Annotated in this window: 19 protein-coding genes and 1 pseudogene; 16 read left to right on the top strand and 4 right to left on the bottom strand. The window is 69.7% G+C overall.

Annotation, left to right across the window (positions count from 1 at the left end; all coding sequences use genetic code 11):
* Entirely contained in the window at positions 1–1,083 is a 1,083-nt protein-coding gene (locus tag NX794_RS08120) for a hypothetical protein (RefSeq protein ID WP_258777562.1), read from the top strand.
* On the opposite strand, the gene NX794_RS08115 is transcribed toward NX794_RS08120, so the two are convergent.
* On the bottom strand, positions 1,071–3,164 hold the full coding sequence (locus NX794_RS08115; protein WP_258777561.1) for an NAD(+) synthase: 2,094 nt from the start codon (positions 3,162–3,164) through the stop codon (positions 1,071–1,073). The genes NX794_RS08120 and NX794_RS08115 overlap by 13 nt on opposite strands.
* 159 nt (positions 3,165–3,323) lie before the next feature.
* On the opposite strand from NX794_RS08115, the gene NX794_RS08110 reads away from it, so the two are divergent.
* On the top strand, positions 3,324–3,782 hold the full coding sequence (locus tag NX794_RS08110) for a hypothetical protein (RefSeq protein ID WP_258777560.1): 459 nt from the start codon (positions 3,324–3,326) through the stop codon (positions 3,780–3,782).
* A gap of 58 nt (positions 3,783–3,840) precedes the next feature.
* Here NX794_RS08110 and NX794_RS08105 read toward each other — a convergent pair whose 3' ends face one another.
* Positions 3,841–4,254, bottom strand: a complete 414-nt coding sequence (locus NX794_RS08105; RefSeq protein ID WP_258777559.1) for a PepSY domain-containing protein — start codon at positions 4,252–4,254, stop codon at positions 3,841–3,843.
* A gap of 146 nt (positions 4,255–4,400) precedes the next feature.
* Between NX794_RS08105 and NX794_RS08100 the strand changes: the two genes are divergently transcribed.
* The 9 genes from NX794_RS08100 (at position 4,401) to NX794_RS08060 (ending at position 13,409) form a co-directional block, all read left to right on the top strand.
* On the top strand, positions 4,401–5,087 hold the full coding sequence (locus NX794_RS08100) for a response regulator transcription factor (RefSeq protein WP_258777558.1): 687 nt from the start codon (positions 4,401–4,403) through the stop codon (positions 5,085–5,087).
* Complete coding sequence (locus NX794_RS08095; protein ID WP_258777557.1) at positions 5,080–6,528, top strand: sensor histidine kinase; 1,449 nt, start codon at positions 5,080–5,082, stop codon at positions 6,526–6,528. The genes NX794_RS08100 and NX794_RS08095 overlap by 8 nt, the downstream gene beginning before the upstream one ends.
* A gap of 194 nt (positions 6,529–6,722) precedes the next feature.
* Positions 6,723–7,223 (top strand): fluoride efflux transporter CrcB, encoded by a 501-nt coding sequence (crcB, locus tag NX794_RS08090; protein ID WP_258777556.1) that lies wholly within the window; start codon positions 6,723–6,725, stop codon positions 7,221–7,223.
* Entirely contained in the window at positions 7,220–7,591 is a 372-nt protein-coding gene (locus tag NX794_RS08085) for a DUF190 domain-containing protein (protein ID WP_258777555.1), read from the top strand. The genes crcB (NX794_RS08090) and NX794_RS08085 overlap by 4 nt, the downstream gene beginning before the upstream one ends.
* The gene (crcB, locus tag NX794_RS08080; RefSeq protein ID WP_258777554.1) at positions 7,588–7,971 is read left to right on the top strand and encodes a fluoride efflux transporter CrcB; all 384 of its coding nucleotides are present in this window, start codon (positions 7,588–7,590) and stop codon (positions 7,969–7,971) included. The genes NX794_RS08085 and crcB (NX794_RS08080) overlap by 4 nt, the downstream gene beginning before the upstream one ends.
* Before the next feature lie 36 nt (positions 7,972–8,007).
* Positions 8,008–8,217, top strand: coding sequence for a hypothetical protein (locus NX794_RS08075; RefSeq protein ID WP_258777553.1), 210 nt, complete (start codon positions 8,008–8,010; stop codon positions 8,215–8,217).
* A gap of 107 nt (positions 8,218–8,324) precedes the next feature.
* Entirely contained in the window at positions 8,325–8,693 is a 369-nt protein-coding gene (locus NX794_RS08070; RefSeq protein ID WP_258777552.1) for a hypothetical protein, read from the top strand.
* Positions 8,683–12,954, top strand: coding sequence for a DUF6531 domain-containing protein (locus NX794_RS08065; protein ID WP_258777551.1), 4,272 nt, complete (start codon positions 8,683–8,685; stop codon positions 12,952–12,954). Before NX794_RS08070 ends, NX794_RS08065 begins: the two co-directional genes overlap by 11 nt.
* Entirely contained in the window at positions 12,951–13,409 is a 459-nt protein-coding gene (locus NX794_RS08060) for a hypothetical protein (protein WP_258777550.1), read from the top strand. Before NX794_RS08065 ends, NX794_RS08060 begins: the two co-directional genes overlap by 4 nt.
* Before the next feature lie 682 nt (positions 13,410–14,091).
* On the opposite strand, the gene NX794_RS08055 is transcribed toward NX794_RS08060, so the two are convergent.
* Positions 14,092–15,126, bottom strand: coding sequence for a DMT family transporter (locus NX794_RS08055; RefSeq protein ID WP_258777549.1), 1,035 nt, complete (start codon positions 15,124–15,126; stop codon positions 14,092–14,094).
* A 118-nt stretch (positions 15,127–15,244) separates the two neighbouring features.
* Here NX794_RS08055 and NX794_RS08050 point away from each other — a divergent pair, with 118 nt between their 5' ends.
* Positions 15,245–16,180, top strand: a complete 936-nt coding sequence (locus tag NX794_RS08050) for a LysR family transcriptional regulator (RefSeq protein ID WP_258777548.1) — start codon at positions 15,245–15,247, stop codon at positions 16,178–16,180.
* Positions 16,181–16,416: 236 nt separating this feature from the next.
* Here NX794_RS08050 and NX794_RS36045 read toward each other — a convergent pair whose 3' ends face one another.
* On the bottom strand, positions 16,417–16,506 hold the full coding sequence (locus tag NX794_RS36045) for a hypothetical protein (protein WP_428985867.1): 90 nt from the start codon (positions 16,504–16,506) through the stop codon (positions 16,417–16,419).
* Between the two features lie 9 nt (positions 16,507–16,515).
* Here NX794_RS36045 and NX794_RS08045 point away from each other — a divergent pair.
* The 4 genes and pseudogenes from NX794_RS08045 to NX794_RS08030 form a co-directional block, all read left to right on the top strand.
* Positions 16,516–16,977: pseudogene (locus NX794_RS08045) on the top strand (site-specific integrase); the annotation flags it as partial.
* A gap of 635 nt (positions 16,978–17,612) precedes the next feature.
* Positions 17,613–18,029, top strand: a complete 417-nt coding sequence (locus NX794_RS08040; RefSeq protein WP_258777547.1) for a hypothetical protein — start codon at positions 17,613–17,615, stop codon at positions 18,027–18,029.
* A gap of 82 nt (positions 18,030–18,111) precedes the next feature.
* Positions 18,112–20,850 (top strand): tetratricopeptide repeat protein, encoded by a 2,739-nt coding sequence (locus NX794_RS08035; RefSeq protein ID WP_258777546.1) that lies wholly within the window; start codon positions 18,112–18,114, stop codon positions 20,848–20,850.
* Between the two features lie 270 nt (positions 20,851–21,120).
* Positions 21,121–21,495 carry a class I SAM-dependent methyltransferase gene (locus NX794_RS08030; protein ID WP_258777545.1) on the top strand — a complete coding sequence of 125 codons (375 nt, stop codon included), beginning with the start codon at positions 21,121–21,123 and terminating at the stop codon, positions 21,493–21,495.
* Positions 21,496–21,602 lie beyond the last annotated feature (107 nt).

Here is a 21,602-nt window from a genome sequence, read left to right as displayed (position 1 = left end):
ATGAGCACCAGGAAGGGCGGCCGGCCGTTCCGGCTGGGCCTCGCCGCGCTGCTGCTGCTGGCGGCGGCGGCGGTCGCGGCCTGCTTCGTACCGGCGGCGACGGCGTACGAGCGGGCGTGGCGGTCGGCGGTCCCCTGCACGGCCGAGACGTCCAGGGCCGGATCCGACGACTGCCTGCGGACCGTCCCCGCCGTGATCGAGCGCGTCGAGAAGCGCCCGCCCAAGCAGAACAGCCGGCTCTCTTTCGAGGACGGCCGGCAGGCGGTGTCCGCCGAAGCGGCCGGTGCCTTCGAGGCGGGCGACCGGGTCCGGCTGACCGTGTGGCGCGGCGAGGTGATGGAGGTCGCCGGGCAGCGGTACGTATGGCACGAACACGTGACGACCGGCGGCAGCGTGGCCGCGCTGGCGGCCGGCCTCGCCCTCGCGGCGGGGCTCCCGCTGGCACGGCTGCTGCTCGGGCGCCGACGGCCGGACGGCGAGGTGCCGTCGGTGCCGCGGGATGGCGGGGTGCCGTCGGTGCTGCGGGATGGCGGGGTGCCGTCGGTGCGGCCGGACGGTGAGGTGCCGTCGGTGCTGCCGTACGCCGGGGCCCTGGCCGGTACCGCGCTGTGGCTGCTGCCGCTCTGCTACCGCCACCCCACGACCCCGCTCGCCACGGCACAGTCCCGCGTCTGGCTCGCCCTCGGGGTGCTCGCGACCGCCGCCCTGTTCACCCGGGCCCGGCACACGACCCGCGCCCACCGACCGGGCACACCTCAACCAGCCGCCGCGGGCGAGGTGTTCGTCCGCGCCCGCTTCCTGGAGCACACCGACTACAACCCGCACGGCTTCGGCACCCACATCGTGCTGGGCGGCGACGGCCCGGCGGTGACCCCGCACGCGGGACCCGGCCGGTTCGCGGCCCGCCCGATACCCCTGGAACGCCTCACGGTGGGGGCGGTACGGCGGCCCCGGCGCACCGACGACCTCGTCCCCGGCGACTGGCGCGTCGCCGAACTCGACGACGCCGGCACCCCGGTCCGGCTGGCCGCCGCCCCCGACGACCTCACCCGCGTCCTGGGCGCCCTGCGTCAGCCGGCCTGAGGCCTCCCGCCACCCCGCTGCTCGGCCGCCGCCGCCTCGAAGTCGAACCGCTCCAGATCCCGCAGCCACACGTGCGCGTTGCCGTCGGAGGGAGCCCGCCAGTCGCCGCGCGGGGAGAGCGCGCCGCCGGCCGAGACCTTCGGCCCGTTCGGCATGGCGGAGCGCTTGAACTGGGCGAACGCGAAGAAGCGGCGGCAGAACACCTCCAGCCAGTGCCGGATCTCGGTGAGGTCGTAGGCGCCCCGCTTGGCTTCCGGGAAGCCGGGGGGCCAGGCGCCCGCCGCCGCGTCGTGCCAGGCGTGCCAGGCCAGGAAGGCGATCTTCGAGGGCCGGAAGCCGTGCCGCAGCACCTGGAAGAGGGTGAAGTCGTGCAGCGCGTACGGCCCGATCTTGGACTCGGTGGACTGCATCTCCTCGCCCGGCACCAGCTCCGGGCTGATCTCGGTGTCCAGGATCGCGGTGAGGATCTCGCCGGTCTCCTGGTCGAACTGGTCGCTGCCGACCACCCAGCGGATCAGGTGCTGGATCAGCGTCTTGGGCACGCCCGCGTTGACGTTGTAGTGGCTCATCTGGTCGCCGACGCCGTACGTCGACCAGCCCAGCGCCAGCTCCGAGAGGTCGCCGGTGCCGAGGACGATGCCGCCGCGCTGGTTGGCCAGCCGGAACAGGTAGTCGGTGCGCAGGCCGGCCTGGACGTTCTCGAAGGTGACGTCGTACACCGGCTCGCCCTCGGCGAAGGGGTGGCCGATCTCCTTCAGCATGAGGCGCGCGGTCGGCGTGATGTCCAGCTCGGCCGGGGTGACGCCGAGGGCCCGCATCAGCTTGTGCGCGTTGTCCTTGGTGTGGTCGCTGGTGGCGAAGCCGGGCAGGGTGAAGGCGAGGATGTCGCCGCGCGGCCGGCCCGCCCGGTCCATCGCCCGGGCGGCGACGATCAGCGCGTGCGTGGAGTCCAGACCGCCGGAGACGCCGATGACGACCTTCGGGCCGCCGATCGCCGCGAGCCGCTGCTGGAGGCCCGCGACCTGGATGTTGTAGGCCTCGTAGCAGTCCTGGGCGAGCCGCTCGGGGTCGGCGGGCACGAACGGGAAGCGCTCGACGCGGCGGCGCAGGCCCAGGTCGGCGGCGGGCGGGGCGAGGGTGAAGGAGACGGTGCGGAAGTCGTCGGTGCGCTCGGCGTGCGTACGGCGGTTCTCGCCGAAGGTGCCCATCCGCTGCCGCTCCTGGCGCAGCAGGTCGAGGTCGACGTCGGCGACCGCGTACTGCTCGTCCAGCGGGAAGCGGTCGGTCTCGGCCAGCAGCACCCCGTTCTCGTAGATCATGGTCTGGCCGTCCCAGGACAGGTCCGTGGTCGACTCGCCCAGACCGGCCGCCGCGTACACGTAGGCGGCGAGGCAGCGCGTGGACGCCGAGCGGCACAGCAGCTCGCGGTCCTCGGCGCGGCCGACGGTGATCGGGCTGCCGGAGAGGTTCAGCAGGACCGTCGCGCCGGCCAGGGCCGCCTCGGCGCTCGGCGGCACCGGCACCCACATGTCCTCGCAGACCTCGGCGTGCACCACCAGGCCGGGCACGTCGGCCGCCGCGAACAGCAGGTCCACGCCGAACGGCACGCTCTCGCCGCCGACCAGGATCGACCCGCCGCGTTCGGCGTCGCCGCCCGCGATCTGCCGGCGCTCGTAGAACTCGCGGTAGTTCGGCGGGTACGACTTCGGGACGACGCCCAGGACCCGGCCGCGGTGCACGAGCACGGCGCAGTTGTAGAGGTGGCCGCGGTGGCGCAGCGGGGCGCCGACCACCAGCACCGGCAGCAGCTCGGCCGAGCCGGCCACCACGGTCGCGAGGGCCGCCTCCACGTCGTCCAGCAGCGCGTCCTGCAACAGCAGGTCGTCGATCGCGTACCCGGTCAGGCCCAGCTCCGGGAAGACGGCGACGGCGACGCCCTCCTCCGAGCACCGGCGCCCGTGCCGCAGGACCGCCTCGGCGTTGGCCCGCGGGTCGGCGATCACGGTGTGGCCCGTGCACGCGGCGACCCGCGCGAAACCGTGCTGATAGATCGACCAGAAGTTCAACGGGACGTCCTTCATCACTCCACCAGGCTCCACGGACCGCCTTCCGGGCGGACGCGGCGCGTCTCTACGGGGAGAGCCTAGATCCACGCCTTCCCCTGCCCCCGCCAGGCTACTCAGACGGACTTGAGTACCGCGCCCCTGGTGGCCACCCCCGGCACGGGGAACGCTGGAGGCATGGGACACGAGGGCACGATCCGAGGACAGGGCAGGACGCTCCGCCACCTGGTGTGGGCCGTCGTCACCGCCGCCGTGGCGGTCGCGGCCTGGGCCGGCTGGCTGGGCTGGGACCAGCACCGGGACACGCACGCGGACGGCTCGACCACCGGGCCGTACGAGGTGTGGCAGGTGGCCGGCCTGGTGCTGACGCTGCTGGTGCCGGTGTGCTGGGCGGCGATCCGGCGGCACTCCGTGGCGGCGGTGGCGGGTACGACGGCCGGGCTGACCGCCGCCGCCTGGTGGGACTGGTCGGACGACTCCAGCGGCCTGTTCGCGATCGGGGTCGCGCTGGTCATGCTGGGCACGCTCGCGGGCACCGCGGTGGTCAGCGCCGGCGTCGCGGCCGCCACCCGGCGCCGGGCGGACGGGCCGCCGTACGCCGGGACGGGGAGCCGGCTGCCGCACGCGGGCCGCTGACCCGGACGACGACGCCGGGCCGGCACGGTTTCCGTGCCGGCCCGCTGCTCATGCGCTGTCAGTCGTCGTCGTCCGTCTCGGTGTGCGTGACCTTGCCGTTGGCCGCGTCGACGGTGACCTCGTGCTCGGTGCCCTTGGCGTCCGTGACGTCGACCTCCCAGACCGGCTTGCCCCGGTGGTCGTCCAGCTCGGCGCCGGTGACCGTGCCCGGCACGGACTTCGTCGCGGCGTCGGCGGCCTGCCCGATGCGGACCGTGGAGACCTTCAGCAGGGCGCTGTCGTCATCCCGATCGGTGTCCGTGTCGGTGCCGGTGGTGGCGGTGACCCGCTGGTCGCCGTGGTCGCCGTGGTCGCCGTCCGCGGCGTAGGCGGCGGCGGTCGCGGCCCCGGCGCCGCCGAGGACCACAGTGGCCGCGAGCAGGGTGGCGACGGTACGACGACGGCCGGTCAGGGTGCGCGGACGAGCCTTCATGGGAAGGTCCCTTCTCTCTTCGGACTTCGTACGGTGGTCGTCCGGGCGGTGCTGCCCGGACGACCACCACCCTGCGGGACCGACCCTGAAGCCCCGCTGAAGCTTCCTGAAGATCACTTCAGGAAGGGTCTGCGACGCTGGGACGCATGCGCCTGCTGATCGTGGAGGACGAAAGACGCCTCGCCACCGCCCTGGCCCGCGGCCTGCGCGCGGAGGGCTTCGCCGTGGACCTCGCCCACGACGGCGTCACCGGCCTGCACCAGGCGGGGGAGCGGGACTACGACCTGATCGTCCTGGACATCATGCTGCCCGGCCTCAACGGCTACCGCGTCTGCGACCGGCTGCGCGCGGCCGGCGACGACACCCCGATCCTGATGCTCACCGCCAAGGACGGCGAGTACGACGAGGCGGAGGGCCTGGACACCGGCGCCGACGACTACCTCACCAAGCCGTTCTCCTACGTCGTCCTGCTGGCCCGGATCCGCGCCCTGCTGCGCCGCCGCACCCGTGCCGGGACCCGGCTGCTGCGGGTCGGCGACCTGACCGTCGACCCGGCCGCCCGGCGTGTGGACCGGGCCGGTACGGAGATCACGCTCACCGCCAGGGAGTTCGCGGTCCTGGAACACCTCGCCCTGCACGCCGGACAGGTCGTCTCCAAGGGCGACGTCCTCGACCACGTCTGGGACTTCGCCTACGACGGCGACCCCCACGTCGTCGAGGTCCACGTCAGCGCCCTGCGCCGCAAGATCGACGTGCCCTTCGGCCGCCGCTCGATCGTCACCGTGCGCGGCGCCGGGTACCGGCTGGGGCCCGACGGGCACCGCGATGCGTAGGCCGCCGTGGCCCAGGCCGTTCTCCTCGGTCCGGGCGCGCGCCGCGCTGGCCGCCACGCTCGTGGTGTGCGTCGCGCTGGTCGTCGCGGGCGCGGCCGTCGTCGCCGTACTGCGCCACAACCTCACCGGCCGCGCGAGCCTGGAGGCGGAGGTCACCGCCCGCACCGTGGCCGGCTCCCAGGCCGCGCTGAACGGGGACTTCGGCGCCCTCGACCTCCCCGACGACGAGGACGAACCGGTCCAGGTGGTCGGCGCCGACGGCAAGGTGCTGGCGGCGGGCGACGCCCTGGAGGGCCGCGCCCCGGTGACGGACCACACGCCGGCGCGCGGCACCCATGACGATGACGATGACGGCGATGACGACGGCGACGACGGCGATGCCCCCGCCCGCGGCAGGGTCGGCACGGACGTGCACCGCGCGACCCGCACCCTGACGTCCGAGGACGGCGAGACCCGGACGTACCGCTTCGCGGCCGTGCACGGCACCACCTACGACGGCCGCACCTACACCGTCCACGCGGGCGCCTCCCTGGCCGACGAACAGGCCACCGTCGACCAGGTCACCCGCGCGATGCTGACCGGCCTGCCCTTCCTGCTCGCCGTGGTCGCGGCGGTGACCTGGCTGGTCACCCGCAGGGCGCTGCGCCCGGTGGAGGGCATCCGCGCCGAGATGGCCGAGATCACCGGCAGCGGCGACCTGGCACGCCGGGTGCCCGAACCCGCGGCGCGCGACGAGATCGCCCGGCTCGCCCGCACCACCAACGAGACCCTGGCCGCGCTGGAACGCTCGGTGGAGCGCCAGCACCGCTTCGTCGCCGACGCCTCCCACGAGCTGCGCAGCCCCATCGCCTCCCTGCGTGCCCAGCTGGAGGTCGCCGGCCGGCACCCCGGACTGCTCGACACCGCCGACCTGCTTCAGGACGTCGTACGGCTCCAGCACCTGGCCACCGACCTCCTGCTGCTCGCCCGCCTCGACGCCGGCGAACGCCCCACCGGCACGGTCCTCGACCTGGCCGCCCTGGTCCGCGAGGAGGTGTCCCGCCGGCCGCCCGCCGACCGCATCACTCCCACGGTCGTCGCCCCGGACACCGCCCTGGAGGTGCGGGGGAGCCGCAACCAGCTCGGCCGCGTGCTCGGCAACCTCCTGGACAACGCCCAACGGCACGCGTCCGCGAGCATCACGGTCACCCTCACCTCGACCCCCACCACGGTGACCTGCACGGTCGCGGACGACGGCCACGGCGTGGCACCGGAGGACCGCGACCGCGTCTTCGCCCGCTTCGTGCGCCTGGACGAGGCCCGGGGGCGCGACGAGGGCGGTGCGGGCCTGGGGCTCGCCATCGCCCGGGACGTCGTGCGCAACCACGACGGCACCCTGACCCTCACGGAGGGCCCGGAGGGCGGCGCGGCCTTCCGGATCACCCTGCCCAGGGCCGCCTGAGCGCTCCGGGCCGAGTGCGGGCCCGCTGCCGTCGGCGTTAGGCTGGTGGGCGGCCGTGCTCGGTGAGCGCCGATCGCGGCACGGCGGTGGGGCTCGCCGTACCCGAACCGCGGCACCGGCGCCGCCAACAGTCCCTACTTGCGTTGGCGCGTGCCCGTGCGCGCGGGCACCGGCGAGTAGGAGACGTACGTTTCATGACAGCCCCCGAACCCGAGGTGGCGGCAGCCCGGATGACGGCCGAGCCCACGGACCCCGATGTCGATCTGCACGTACCCGCGCAGCGCCGGCAGTCCTGGCGGGCGCAGGGCCCGATCGTGGCGGTGGTGGCGCTGGGCGGCGCGATCGGAGCCTCGGTGCGCTACGGAGCGGGTCTGCTGTGGCCGACGGCGAGCGGCGCCTTCCCGTGGACGACCCTGTGGGTGAACGTCGTCGGCTGCGCGGTCATCGGCGCGTTCATGGTGCTGATCACCGACGTCTGGGCGGCCCACCGCCTGGTCCGGCCGTTCTTCGGCACCGGCGTCCTCGGCGGCTTCACGACGTTCTCGACGTACGCGCTGGACATCCAGCGGCTGGTGGACGGCGGACACCCCCGTACGGGGCTCGCGTATCTGGCCGCCACGCTCTGCGCGGCACTGGCGGCGGTGTGGCTCGCGGCGACGGTGACGCGCCGCCTGGTGGCCGGGAGGCAGCGATGACACGACTGACGGGCAACGCCCTGCGCGTGACCATCTTCATCGGCGAGAACGACGTCTGGCACCACAAGCCGCTCTACGGCGAGATCGTCCACCGCGCCCACCAGGCCGGCCTGGCCGGCGCCTCGGTCTTCCGCGGCGTGGAGGGCTTCGGCGCCTCCTCCCTGATCCACACCACCCGCCTGCTCTCGCTCAGCGAGGACCTGCCGGTGGCGATCGTCATCGTCGACACGGAGGACCGCGTCCGCGCCTTCCTCCCGCAGCTGGACGAGTTGGTCGATGAGGGCCTGGTCATCCTGGACGACTGCGAGGTCATCCGCTACGTGGGCAGGGCGAAGGACGAGAAGGCGCCCGGGAGGCGGAAGCGATGAACTGGCTCGACTGGCTCCTGGTGATCATCGGCGCCATGGTGGGCGCCCCGCTCCGCTACCTGACCGACCGGGCCATCCAGAAACGCCACGACACGGTGTTCCCCTGGGGCACCTTCACGGTCAACGTCTGCGGCTGCCTGATCCTGGGCCTCGTCACCGGAGCGACCGCCGCCGGCGCCGCCTCCCCCCACGTCCAGCTCCTCCTCGGCACCGGCCTGTGCGGCGCCCTCACCACCTACTCCACCTTCTCCTACGAGACCCTCCGCCTCACCGAGAACGGCGCGGGCTTCTTCGCCACGGCCAACGTCGCGGCAAGCGTGGTGGCGGGCCTGGGCTCGGCCTTCATCGGCGTGACACTGGCGGAGGCGCTGTTCCGGTGACGCGGTTGGCGGGCTTCTCCAGGGACCTTCTGTGTCTTGGGCGGCTCATCGGTCCTCACGGACGGCGACTTCGCATGGCGCGCGGACCTGCCGGCGTACGTCGCACACCACCACATCGCCCTGCCGGATGACTTCGTCTCCACCGCCCGAGCCCACACCTACCGCATCCCCCAGGTCGCCCGGCAGAAGCTGCTCGACATCTCCCTCGGCGTGAGCCGGGAATTGGGGTTCCGGTCGGGGCCGTAGCGGGGCAGGTACACCCGGGGGGATTGCTTGTGCGTGGCCTCTCCATGGCCTTCTCTTGACCTCTCTCCCCTAGGGTCGATTGCGCGACTGCGAACGGGGGTTCATGGATGGGTGACGGCAAGGTCCCCGGCAAGGTACTGGACATCAGGACCGCCGACATCAAGGCGGCGGCTCCGGCCTTCCACCAGGGGGCCGTCGACCTGAGCAAGGCGCTGACCACCCTGGTGAAGACCCTCGACGGCCTCGGTGAGCCCTGGGGCCATGACGAACAGGGCGACCAGTTCGGCAAGGCCTACAAGCCGCAGCAGAAGAAGATCGAGAGTGCGGCGGGCGTCCTGGTGCTCGGGCTGACGAGCATTCACGAGGCCCTGGTCGACCTGTCGGACGGGCAGGTCGACAACGACCAGTTGATCGCCGGGATGTTCACCGAAGTGAAGGCCGGCAAGCAGCAGAGTGACGGTGCCGGTGAGCGTTGAGGACAAAGCCCGCCACATCCTGCTCAAGATGGGTCTGTGGTGGCCCGAGGCCGACTCCGACAAGCTGCGGGACGCGGCGAAGGCCTGGCGTACTTTCGCCGACTCCGTGGACGACGTCCGCTCTCCCGTGCACCGCAGCGCGTCCTCGATCATCCACCACAACACCGGTGAGTCGGTCGAGGCGTTCGACAAGTTCTGGGGCCGCTACGCCAAGGACCAGGGCGGCGGCTGGCTGAAGAGCCTGGCGGACTCGGCACGGGGGATGGCCAAGGCCCTCGACAAGTTCGCCGACGCCATCGACGACGCGGTCAACAAGCTGTGGACGCAGATCGGGATCGACGCGGCGGTGATAGCCGGCGGCGTGGCGCTGGCCTTCTTCACCGCGGGCCTGGCCTCGGGAGCGGCCGTCGCGGCGGCGGACGCGGTCATCGAGTTCGGCGCCACGATGGGCGTCGCGGTCACCACCACGGTCGCCGAGATCGCCGGCGGCACCCTCGTCGCCGCCGCGTTCGGCGGGGTCGAGTCGGTCACCGTGGACCTCGCCGTGGCCCAGCCGCTGAAGATCGTGACCGGACTCCAGAAGGGCCTCAGCCTGGACGAGGTCAACCAGGCCGCCAAGGACGGCATGATCTTCGGCGGCGCGCTGGGCGCGGGCGGAGGCCTGCTCAAGGCGAGCATGGAAGGCGGCCTCACCGACACCACCCCGCTCCTGCTGCGCCCGCCCGCCCTCCGCCCGGACCTGGTCGAACTGGGCCCGGCGGCCCGCAACGGCGAGCGCACCCCGTGCGTGGGCGAGCCGATCGACGTGGCGACCGGCGCGATGCTGATGACGCAGACGGACCTGTCCCTGCCGGGCAGCCTGCCCCTGGAGTTCACCCGCACCCACCTCTCCTCCTACCGCGGTGGCGTCTGCTTCGGCCCGACCTGGACCTCCCTCCTGGACGAATGCCTCCAGATCGACGGGGAGGGCGTCGTCTTCGCCGCCTCCGACGGCATGCGCCTGGTCTACCCGGTACCGGAACCGGGCGTGCCGACCCTCCCCGTCAAAGGCCCGCGCTGGCCACTGGAGTGGGACGGCAAGCCCGACAGCGCCATGACGGTCACCGACCCGGCCACCGGCGTGACCCGCACCTTCGCCGCCCCCGTCCCCTCCCCCACCTTCGGCGTCTTCCACCTGGCCCTGGACTCCTGGAGCGACCGCAACGCCCACCGCGTCGACATCGAACGCGACGACCAGGGCATCCCGTTCGGCATCCGCCACTCCGGCGGCTACTACCTCGCCGTCGACACCCACGGCCCCCGCGTCACCGCCCTGCGCCTCCTGGACGAACCCCCCTCCCGCTACCACCCGCACACCCCGCCCGACGAGGGCACCGTCGTCATGCGCTACGCCTACGACAGTGCCGGCAACCTCACCGAGGTCATCAACTCCAGCGGCAAACCCCTGCGTTTCAGCTACGACACCGAGGGCCGCGTCACCCGCTGGACCGACCGCAACGGCACCTGGTTCTCCTACACCTACGACGACCGGGGCCGCGTCACCCGCACCGAGGGCATCGACGGCATCCTCTCCGGCACCCTCACCTACGACGACACCACCCGCACAACGACGTACACCGACTCCCAGGGCCACACCTCGACCCACCGCCACAACACCAACGGGCTGGTGATCGAGGAGACCGACCCCCTGGGACACACCACCCGCACCGAATGGGACGAATACGGCGACCAACCACTGACGATCACCGACGCGCTCGGCCACACCACCCGCTACACCTACGACGACACCGGCGATCTCACCCAACTGGTCCTGCCCGACGGCTCGGTCGCACGAGCCACGTACAACGCAATCGGACTGCCGACCGAGGTGACCGAGCCGGGCGGCGCGATCTGGCGGCACACATACGACGACCGCGGCAATCTCCTGCACACCGTTGATCCGCTCAACGCCGAAACACGGTATGAGTACGACGACACGGGGCGCCCGAAGGCGATCACCGACGTGCTCGGCCACACCCGCGAAGTGACGTACGACGCGGCGGGTCTTCCGCTCGCTCTGACGAACGAACTCGGTCACACGACGGTGGTCCGCCGCGACTCGTTCGGCAGGGTCATCGAGGTCACCGACCCTCTCGGCCACGTCACTCGTCTGGGCTGGACCACGGAAGGCAAGCTGTCGTGGCGTCGTCTGGCCGACGGTACGGAGGAGTCCTGGACTTGGGACGCCGAGGGCAACCTGCTCACCCACTCGGACACCGTCGGGAACACCACGCAACACGCCGCGGGTCACTTCAGTGTGCCGGCCGCACGCACGGACCCGGACGGAGCACGGTACGAGTTCCGCTACGACACGGAGCTCCGTCTGGCGACAGTCACAAACCCGCAAGGCCTGACCTGGTCATACACCTATGACGAGGCAGGCAGGCTGGCGGCGGAGACGGACTTCAACGGCCGAACCCACCTCTACACCCACGACGGCAACGGGCGTCTGGTCGACCGCACCAACGGCGCCGGAGAGACGCTGCGCTTCGCGAGGGACCGGCTCGGGCGGATCGTGGAGCAGCACTCGAAGGCGGGAGAGCTGACGACCTTCGCCTACGGCCCCGGCGGTGAGCTGTGCCGTGCGGCGAATGGGGACGCCGAGCTGATCTACGAACGGGACGCGCTCGGCAGGATCCTTTCGGAGACCCTGAACGGTCGGACGACCACTTACGTCCACGATGCCGCCGGTCGCCGCACTCGGCGGGTGACGCCCTCCGGAGTGGCCTCGGAATGGAGCTACGATCCCGCAGGGCGCCCTCTCGCCCTGCGTTCGTGCGCAGGAGCACTGGACTTCGCCCACGATGCCGTCGGCCGCGAGACGCGGCGAAGCCACGGTACGGAGGTGTCGCTCTCGCAGAGCTGGAGCGCGACGGGGCTGCTGACCAAGCAGAGCCTCACAGCCGCAGACAGAGTCCTGCAGCACCGGACGTACGCGCACCGGGCCGACGGCTACGTGACCGAGATCCGGGAGCTGACTTCTGGAACCCGCCGCTTCGAACTGGACGACATGGGCCGGGTTACCGCGGTCCGCGCCCACGGCTGGAGCGAGAACTACGCCTACGATCCTGCGGGCAACCTCGTGCACGCCACATCGCCGTACCACCAGGCGGATGGTGAACGCCGGTTCGAGGGCACGCTCATCCGCGCGGCCGGTCGCACCTCGTACGAACACGACGCTGAAGGCCGTCTCATCCGCAGGACCCGCAAGCTCCTGAACGGCCAGACTCGTGTCTGGAGGTACGCGTGGAACGCTGAGGACCGTCTCACGGGCGTCGTCGCCCCGGACGGCAGTCAATGGCGGTACGCCTACGATCCGCTCGGCCGACGCCTCTCCAAGCACCGCGTGGCCGCCGACGGCTCTGTGGCCGACCGCACGGACTTCGCCTGGGACGACCTGTCCCTGGCCGAGCAGACCACGCCGGACGGCTGGGTGACCACCTGGGACTACGCACCGGACGGTCCTCGTCCGGTCGCCCAGACGTGCCACAAACCGACCGCGACGGCCGCCAATCCTTCTTCTCTGGCGCAGCTGGCGGAAGAGTCGGACCCGGAGCGGGGAGCCCGGCTGTACGCCGTCGTCACCGACGTCGTGGGTACGCCCATGGAATTGGTCACCGCTACGGGAGATCTTGTCTGGCAGCGCCGTACGGGCCTGTGGGGGACTCGCTTCCCCTCCCCGGAGGAGGCTGGTCCACGAGTGGACTGTCCCTTGCGTTTCCCGGGGCAGTACGCCGATTCCGAATCGGGCCTGCACTACAACGTCCACCGGTACTACGACCCGGAGACAGCGCGATACGTCAGCGCAGACCCGCTGGGTCTCGTTCCGGCGCCCGATCACCACGCCTACGTCCCGAACCCGCTGGGCTGGAGCGACCATCTCGGCCTTGCCGGGAAGGGCCCGAAGAACCCGCTGGACTTCGGCCAGGGGTACACAGGCCGACGCGACATCTTCCCGGTGAGCAACAAGGGAAGGGACGTGGAAATCCACGTCTACGACAAGTCCGGTCGTGAGGTTGGGCTGTTCAACAGCAACGGGTGGTTCAACAAGCACGGGATCAAGGCCTCGGAAGTAGAAGTGCCGCCTGGGGTGGAGAACGCCATCAAGGGCCGGATGATTTACGAATTGCGGAAAGTCGGTCGCATCGGCGACAAAGGGACCGAGGACATCACCGGAGACAAATGGAGGCGACCGCCTCTTGCCGCGGAAGGGTGCAAATGAAGTACGTCAAGGCAGTCTGGGACGACGGCGGGTTCGAGGTGGATCCGACGGCCTATCTCGCCGAGCTGCCGCGGCTTGGCCCCGACCTGCCACCGGGCGCCCGATCCTTCGCCACCGATCCGGGCCACTACGACATCGCGGGTGCCACCCGTTGTGTCAAGGACCTGGAACTGGCCCAAGTGCACGTCACCACCGACAAGAGCGGCGGGCTGGTCCTGGACTTCACGCCCAATCAGTTCAAGCACGACTCCGGACTGCGCATCAGCTATTCGGGCGTGACGCATTTCTCCATCGACTATGAGAACTCCATCGACTGGATGAGCGCCGACGCCGTGCTTCTCGATGAGATCCTTCCCGAGGAGGACGGCGGTTGCCGGCACGAGATCGCACTCACCGATGCGTCGATCACCGTCCGGTGCGCTGATCTGCAAGCGGTGTGGGAGGACGCGACCTGAACAACACGGCACCGGCCGCCGATGGCAGCCGGCCCCGGTGTCACATCACCCTTCGTCTCACAGCAGGCTTGGCCGATGAAGCGTTACGGATTCTTCCGCTACGCTCGCGCCATGGTCGAAACAGGTCGGTGACGATGTCAGCGACTACAACACCGTGTTCGGGCCCACCAACGTCGGCTTGCACGAAGTGGTCGTCGCGCTCGGGCCTGCCCGCAGAGTGGTAGACGCGATTCCAGATCGGCATGGCTAGAGCCTGCACCCAGCGCTGCCAAGTCGCTGACGCCGTATCGGTGCTGCTGAGCACGCGTGAGCTGTCGCCGGAGAGGTGCGACCCCTGCTGATGGTCAAGCAATTCGTGGCGGACCTCCTGACCGCAAGTCAGCCGTCCTCTGTCGTAGCGGGATAAAGCCGACGGACGGACGCCTCGGGAGCCGGGCACAGCTTCGGCTCGCTGCTCTCCGACCGGGACGTCGCGCTGGAGGGGGTACCTTCCCAGTGTGTAGCGGTGCACGGTGAAGCCGTCGCCTCCCTTCCAGGCTGAACACCGTCTCGCGCCGCTCGTCCCCGAACCCCGGGAAGTGCGGCTGCCCCGGCCGGAAGGGGTGGGTGAGGTCGGTGCGAACCGCCGTTCCGATCAGGTCGCGGTGTGCCGACCACAGCCGGTGCTCCGGTGCTCGGGCGCTCATCGGGCTTCCCCCGGCAAGGTGGTGGCCGCCGGGGCGGGGGCGGCACCCGCCAGGACCCCGGCGACCGCTGCGCGGCCCGCGGGACCGGGTTCGCCGACGGCAGGTTCCGCGGAGTCCGCTTCCCCGCGTGCCGGCTTCCCGGTGTTCGCCGGGGCGGGCCGCCGAGTCATCCACACCCCCAGCAGGACGACGGCCATACCCAGCACCACCCGCATACCGAGGTCCTCGCCGAGGACGACGGCGCCGAGCAGCACGGAGACGACGGGCAGCAGATAGCCGACCACGGCGGCGTTGGTGGCCCCCTCGTCGTTGATGATCCGGTAGGTGAGATGGAAGGTGATCGCGGTGCAGAGGACGCTGAGGGCGACGGCGGCCGTCACCACCGTGAGGCTGGGGTGGATCCGCTCCAGCCCGCCGACGGGCATCGCGACGCTGGTCAGCCCGGTGGCGGCGAGGAGTTGGGCCGCGGAGAGCGAGATGGTCGGAGTCCCCTTGCGGACCAGCGTGCGGCCCATGTAGGTGAACGCGACAGCGTAACTGGCGGCCGCGCCGAGGATGGCGAGGGCGCCCCAGCCGGCGCCGCCGGTGGTCTGCCAGGGGGCGAAGATGACGATCGTGCCCGCGAAGCCGAGCAGCAGACCGGTCAGCCGCACCCGGTGGATTCCCCGCTCCGAGCCGAGAGCCAGACCGAGGGCGATCGACCAGAGCGGTGTCGTCGCGTTGAGGGCGCCCGCGAGACCGGAGTCGACGGTCTGCTGACCGAGGCTGAACAGCGCGAAGGGGAGGGCATTGCAGAAGAACGCCGCGACCGCTATGTGCCGCCACACGGCAGCGCCCCGGGGCAACCGGTGCCCCGTCGTGTAGCAGGCGACCAGGAGGACGAGGGCTCCCAGCCCGCACCGGACGAACGTGACCTGGAGCGGTGAGAGCCCCCTCAGTGCCAGTTCGATCCAGAGGAACGTGGAACCCCAGAGCAGGGCGAGCACGGCCACCCGCAGGCCGCCCCGCAGACTCTGTGCGCTGCTGTTCACGATGCTTCCTCCACCGGGTTCGTCCGTCGTCGCGGGGCGGTGCCCGCTCTTCGAAGGTGCCTCAGCCGAGCCTTACGGACAAGCGAATGGTTCTACTCATTCTGTTAAGCTGTGCTACATGCTCGATGTGAGGCGACTGCAAGTCCTGCGTGCGGTGGTCACGAGTGGCACGGTCACCGCCGCCGCGGCCAATCTCGGTTACACGCCTTCGGCCGTCAGTCAGCAGGTGGCGGCCCTGGAGAAACAGGCCGGCACCCCCCTGCTCGAACGTGCCGGCCGGGGAGTGCGCCCCACGGCCGCGGGGCTGCTGCTGACCGAGCACGCGGCCCTGATCGGCGCGGCGGTCTCCCAGGCCGAGACGGCGCTCGCCGATCTCCGGGCCGGGCGGACCGGCCGTCTGGCGGTCCGCTACTTCGCCACGGCGGGATCCACGCTGGTGGCGCCCGCTCTGGCCGGGGTCCGGGCGGAGCATCCCGGCGTCCGAATCGACCTCGAACTCAACGACGCGGACGAGCCGTTCCACGACGTGGCGCCGGGCCGGACCGACCTGGCCGTCGTCGTGCAGGCGCGGGACCGTGTCGGCCCCGGCTTCCGGGTCGTCCACCTCCTCGACGATCCGTACGACGCCGTCCTGCCGCTCGGTCACGTGCTTGCCGCCAGGGAGGTCGTCGACCTGCACGAGCTCTCCGGCGAACAGTGGGTCGGCAGTGAGCCGCCCGGCCCGTGCCTGGAGCCGGTGATCGACTCCTGCGCGGCAGCGGGCTTCAGCCCGGACTTCGTGATCCGGAGCGAGGACTACGCCACCGCCCAGGGATTCGTCGCGGCCGGGCTCGGAGTCGGTCTGATGCCGAGGCTGGGACTCCGCAACCGGCACCCCGGTGTCGTCGTGCGCCCGGTCCGTAACCCCGAGCCGCTCCGGGTCATCTCGGCCGTTGTACGGGAGACGGCACTCGAACAGCCCGCGCTGCGGAGGCTGTTGGAGGCGCTACGGACCGCCGCCGACCCGTCCACCGGGCCGGGCCTGTCCACGGGGACCGACTCGTCCGCGGGGTAGCTCGCCCCGAGCGCCGCTGCCGAGGTGGACCGAGTCCCGCGCACAGGCCGTGCCCCGCCAGCGCGGGTGGCGGTCGTGGTCGTCAGACAGCGCGGGAGGAGTGGGCGGGCCGTGCGGCCGGCGTGACCACGGCTGAGAAGATCTCCCGGCCGTGCTGGTGCGCGCCGACCCGGACCCGGCCGGGCTCCGCCGTCGGCACGGCTCCAGTCGGCAGGGGGCGTCCATCTCGGCGTACTTCACGAAGTCGGAGTCCATACCGCTGATGAACTCGGCTGTGGGTGCGCCGTGGCCAGGGTGGCCTGACGGGCGGCCTCCAGGAGCAGCATGCCAGGGACATCGCCGTGTGGCGCTCGGTCCGGAGGAGCGGAGACACCACGACCCGGAAGTCCCGGCGCGCTGCGTCGGAACTCTCTGGCAGCAAGTTCGAGGATCGGGACTGGGATCGACTCGCCGCCGATGACACCTGGGAGGACCACGGCCTCGCCTTCTCCTCGGCCGTCGGCAAGCCGCTCGATGCCGCCAACGCCCGCCGCGCCTTCCGCCAAGCGCGCAAGGGCCTCGACGGGACCAACGCCGACGGACGGACGCCTCGGGAACTGGGCACAGCTTCGGCTCGCTGCTCTCCGACCGGGGCGTCCCGCTGTAGGAGTCTCTCAGCCAGTCGGGCACTCGGGTACGGGGCCATGACCGCCCGAGGAGATGTGACGGAAGCAGATCCGGCTCGTGATCCAGACCGGCGCGTGGTCATGGACGGGATCTTCGACACGCAGAAACAGATTAGGCACCGACTCACGTGAGTCGGTGCCTAATCTGCTGTTTCAGCTGTCGGGGTGGCGGGATTTGAACCCACGACCTCTTCGTCCCGAATGAGGTTCGAAGAGGATCGACACCTGCGAATCTTGTAAAAGTGCAGGTCAGGTAGGTGTTTTGAGATGGTGCGGCAGGGTTCCGGTTGGCCTCTGGGAGAAGATCATCTCCCAGGAATCTCCCAGCGAGGAGTGCTTTGCCTTCGAAGCCTTAGTTCCGAGCTGCGTAGCGCAAGCAAGTTTGCACGACGGCGAACGCAACCAGGACTGCAACCACGGAGCGAGGTTGGCGAGGCATGGTGACCTGCATGAAAGGCAGTTGCCGGCCGCTGTGAGAATCACACCGACCACAAATGGACCACCAGCGAGCCATCCGGTCCACGGGTCAGTGACCGCAGTGATCGCGAATGACCGTCGCCCGCCGACTGAGGAGGCCAAGTCACCGAACCAGCGCGGTGTGCTTAGCACGCCCTCACAGTCGTCCCCCTGATCCGGCAACGAGCCGACAGCGGGGTGAACGTCAGGCCGCGCCGACACGGCGCGAGATGACGCAATGCCCAGAAAATCCGCTTCGGCCTATCAGAATATGCTGCAAGATCAGTATAGAGCGAGCGCCGGGATTAGCTATGGAAGATGATCTGTCCATTTTCATTCAAACGGCGGGAACCACCGTAGTGGCCCTTATGGCGTCGACCGCTTTCAGTAGCGCGAAAAGCGCTGTTCTCGGACTGTGGGCCCGTCTGCGCCCCGGCGAGATGGCGACGATCGCTGCGGATCTGGAAGCGACACGAGCGACCCTGATTCAGGGAGCATCAGATGCCCTGACCGTCCAGAATCTCGCACATGCCTGGCAACAGCGGCTCGCACCACTGCTGTCCGTCGAATCAGACGCCGCTGCCCTGCGCCGTGCGCTGGCTGCGGTCAGCACGGACGATCCGGTGCAGGAGCGACTGCTAGCTAGGACCATTCGGATGACCGCCAAGGCTAACCATGGCACAAACTTCCAGGCCGGGCGAGACCAGTACAACGTCGTTGGTCACTGACCTCTGTGACTGGTCAACAAGTAGGGCGCAGGTTATGAGGCTGACTCCTGCAGGGTCCTGCGCCGGATAAGCGGAGTGAGCAATGCGGTATCGCGATGACGGCCTCATCTACATCAGGCAGAACGCGGAGTCCGCTGGGAGCGGCACCAACATTCAGGCGGGTCGCGACCAGTTTGTGTTCGACTCAGGGACGGTGAATGTCCACTTCAACGGCTTGCAGTCGCCCAGTGCCCCTCCAGTATCACTGCGGCCACCAGTCAATCTCAGACCGCCGCAACTGCACGGGCGAGAATCCGCCTTCCGCGACCTGGGCGGCGGAGACTTGGCAGCACTGATGGGCTGCATTACCGTCCTCAGCGGCCTAGGCGGCATTGGGAAGTCCGCTCTGGCTCTGACCCTCGCTAACTACGCGCAGAGCGCCGGAGCGACTGTGCTGTGGGTTCACGCTTCCGGCGGGTCTGAGGTAAGCGAAGCGTTCCGGCAGATTGCAACGAAGCTCTGCCCGCAGGGTGCAGAGGGCGGCGAGACACTGCTGGATCGGCTGAATACTGCGGACCTTGCTTGGGAGGCCCTCCATGCCAGCGAGAAGCCCTGGCTGCTGGTCTTCGATAATGCAGACGACCCCGCACGGCTTCATCAGGACTTGGGGCCCAACTGGCTGGAGCCATCTGCGTCCGGGGCGGTTTTGGTCACCACCCGCCAAGCGCACCTGGACGTCTGGCCACCCGGTACGCGGTTGAAGAGGCTCGGCCCGCTTGACCATGAAGACGGCGCCGATATGCTGCTCGCTTTGTCCGGCAGTTCCGCACCGGATCCTGCGGAGCGCGGCGCCGCACGGGAACTGTCCGAGCGGTTGGGCGGCGTGCCCCTCGCGTTGCGGGCTGCTGGACTCTGCGTGGCGCAGCCTTTCTCTCCCATCCAAGACCTCAAAGCCTTCCGTCAGGCGCTCGACCGTGACTTCCCGAATGTGGTTGATCGGGCCGCCACCACTTCACCGCACTCGTCCACGATCGAAGACGCCCGGAGCCTAGTGATGCAGACCTGGGAGGTGTCTCTGGACGCGCTGGAACAGCAGGGCTTACCTCAGGTCAGGCCGATCATGCGGACCCTGTCGTGTTGGGCATCCCGGCCAGTACCGGTGGCCCTGCTGTCGCCCAAAGTGCTGGCAAGGACCCACCGCTTGGAAGCCGGCAGGTGGGACAGCGTTGCCGTGGAGCGTGCGCTGAATGCTCTCAGTGCCGTCGGCTTGATCGACGTCGCAGACGAGAACTCCGACGGTCCCTCCGCGGAAGCCGACGCGTTCTACCACCGCAGGAGTGACATGAGCTGGCGCCGGTGCGTCATTGTCCATCCGCTGGTCGCCGAGGTGAACGCAGTGCATCTGGAACGGTCCCCTCACCGCGCCCGCACTTGGGCCGCCGCAGTCCGCTGCCTTGGGGCTCTGCGAGACACCGAGGACCAAGAAGCCGCTGCCCAATGGCCCTTCGCGGTTCCTCACATGATGGCAGTGGCCGGGCGACTCCCCCCATCGCTCGAGGAATTGTTCGAGACCGTCGTTAATACGCACATGTACTTGAGCCGTTACCTGAGAATGGTCGGCCGGTACGACATCGCGCACAAGTGCGCTATGGCTCTTCGTGCGCGACTAGCCACCTTCACGCCCAATGACCGAATCCGTTATCTGGTCGAACTCAACGCGGCGGAGTGGGCCTGGAACATGTCACGCTTGGATGAGGCCGACACCATGTCTGCGGCCGCGTGCCGCCTGGCCGTCTCTTCGCGCGGACCAGATAGCGTCGAATTCCATGTGGCCCGCGCGCTGGCCGTCGCGATCCATTCGGAGCTTGGCTCCCTGGAGTCGGGAGCGAAAATGGCACGCGAACTGTGCGCGGAGATGGACGATAAGCCGCATCTCCCGTACCTCGGCATGCAGGCCCATCATCACTTCGCCACCATTCTGCGTCAGTCAGGGCGTCTAGACGAGGCGGAAAATCACTCTCGTCGAGCCGTCGAGTCCTTGGACCGCCTGGAGCCTGGGCCCTTCACTCAGGCCATCATTCGCCACGAACTAGGCGTCATTCTGTGGCATCGCGGCCATCTCGACCAGGCGCTTACTGTCCTGTCGGAGGTGCTGAGGCAGCAGCGCTCCTTCCTGCCTGCCTGGCACCCGTCAGTCCTTGTCACTCGATATGACATCGCGTCCATCCACAGCCTGCAGGGAAACTCAATCAGGGCCTTCACGGATCTCATGGACATCTGGCTTGCCGAGCGGGATCTACTAGGGAAAGATCACTATAAAACGCTACAGACCCGGCATCAGGTGGGTCAAATTCTGGTGGAAATCGGGGAAGTCGATCAGGCCGAGCCGCTCCTCAGCGAGGTGGAAGCGGAGTACGAAACACAGGGACTACAAGGTCGCCTCACCGATCTACTGTCCACCCGGCACGAGAGGGTGCACATCGCGGCACAGCGCGGCCAGCATGTGGAAGCCCATCAAGGGTGGCGCCGGATCCTCAATGAGGAGCAACGCAACCTGGGCGCGCGGCACCCGTCCACCCTCCGCACTCACTACAACTGGGCATTCTGTTGGGCGGTCCTCGGCTTTCCCTCTGTGGCCCGTGCGGAGATGAGGAAGGTGCTCGTTGCTCGCCGCGACGTGCTCGGCATCAACCATTACGAGACGAAGCAAGCCGCAGACATGCTCACCGCACTGGCCCGTCAGCAGTCACAGAAGTGGCGCTTCGATGGAAACCGTAGACGCAATGTGCCCGTGAACCGCGCGGCACGCAGAAACGCTAAAAGTCAGGCCAGTGACATCTGAGACGGGCAGCCATTCCGGATGGCGACGGTCTTCGCCTGGGCGGTGGAAGCCCCCTATGTCCCGCATAATCGCGGTGCAGCCTGCCGCCCTCGTCCCGAACGTCTCACACATCGACTACGACGTCGAGGAGCGGACCTGGACCGGCTTTAGCGACTCGCCAGGTTAGGCAGCCGCCCTGGGCCGCGCAGGGTCTGGGCGCGTGAACGATGCCCTGCTCAAACACCTCGCCGGACCTTCCGGGCAGGTCCCACGTGCGACATTGCCCCCGACGTGACCGCCTACACCCGCCCGATGCTGGACGCGAACCGATACGGTGACCTTCGCGTGGTCACGGGGGACGGTGCTCTAGGCGCCGAGGAGTTCAGTTCCTACTGCCGCATGATCGTCGCCGTCGGCATGTGGGACCTCTCCGGAACTTGGTGGGACCAACTCGCCGTCGGCGGACTCCTCGTCCCGCTGCGATGGCGCGGGCTTTCGCGGTCCTCGGCGTTCCGACGCGAGAAGGATCGGATGACGTCCGAATCCGTGAAGATGTGCGGCTTCCTCGCGGTGATCGGCCAAGACGGAGAACGGAACGGCCACATCGACGACGACCGGCCTGTCTGGCTCTACTGGGACGAGGACCAACCCATCGAGTCTTCGTAGACCTCGCTTCTGCGGCATGGCCAATACCAGCCTTCAGCACCAGCTCACTCGAGCCGCGATCAACCTCATTCGGATCATTGCCTGGCTCAGCAACATTCCCGTGGCGC

Source organism: Streptomyces pyxinicus (assembly GCF_024753135.1).
Taxonomy (GTDB): Bacteria; Actinomycetota; Actinomycetes; order Streptomycetales; family Streptomycetaceae; genus Streptomyces; species Streptomyces pyxinicus.
This window is presented reverse-complemented; position numbering and strand designations above follow the sequence as displayed.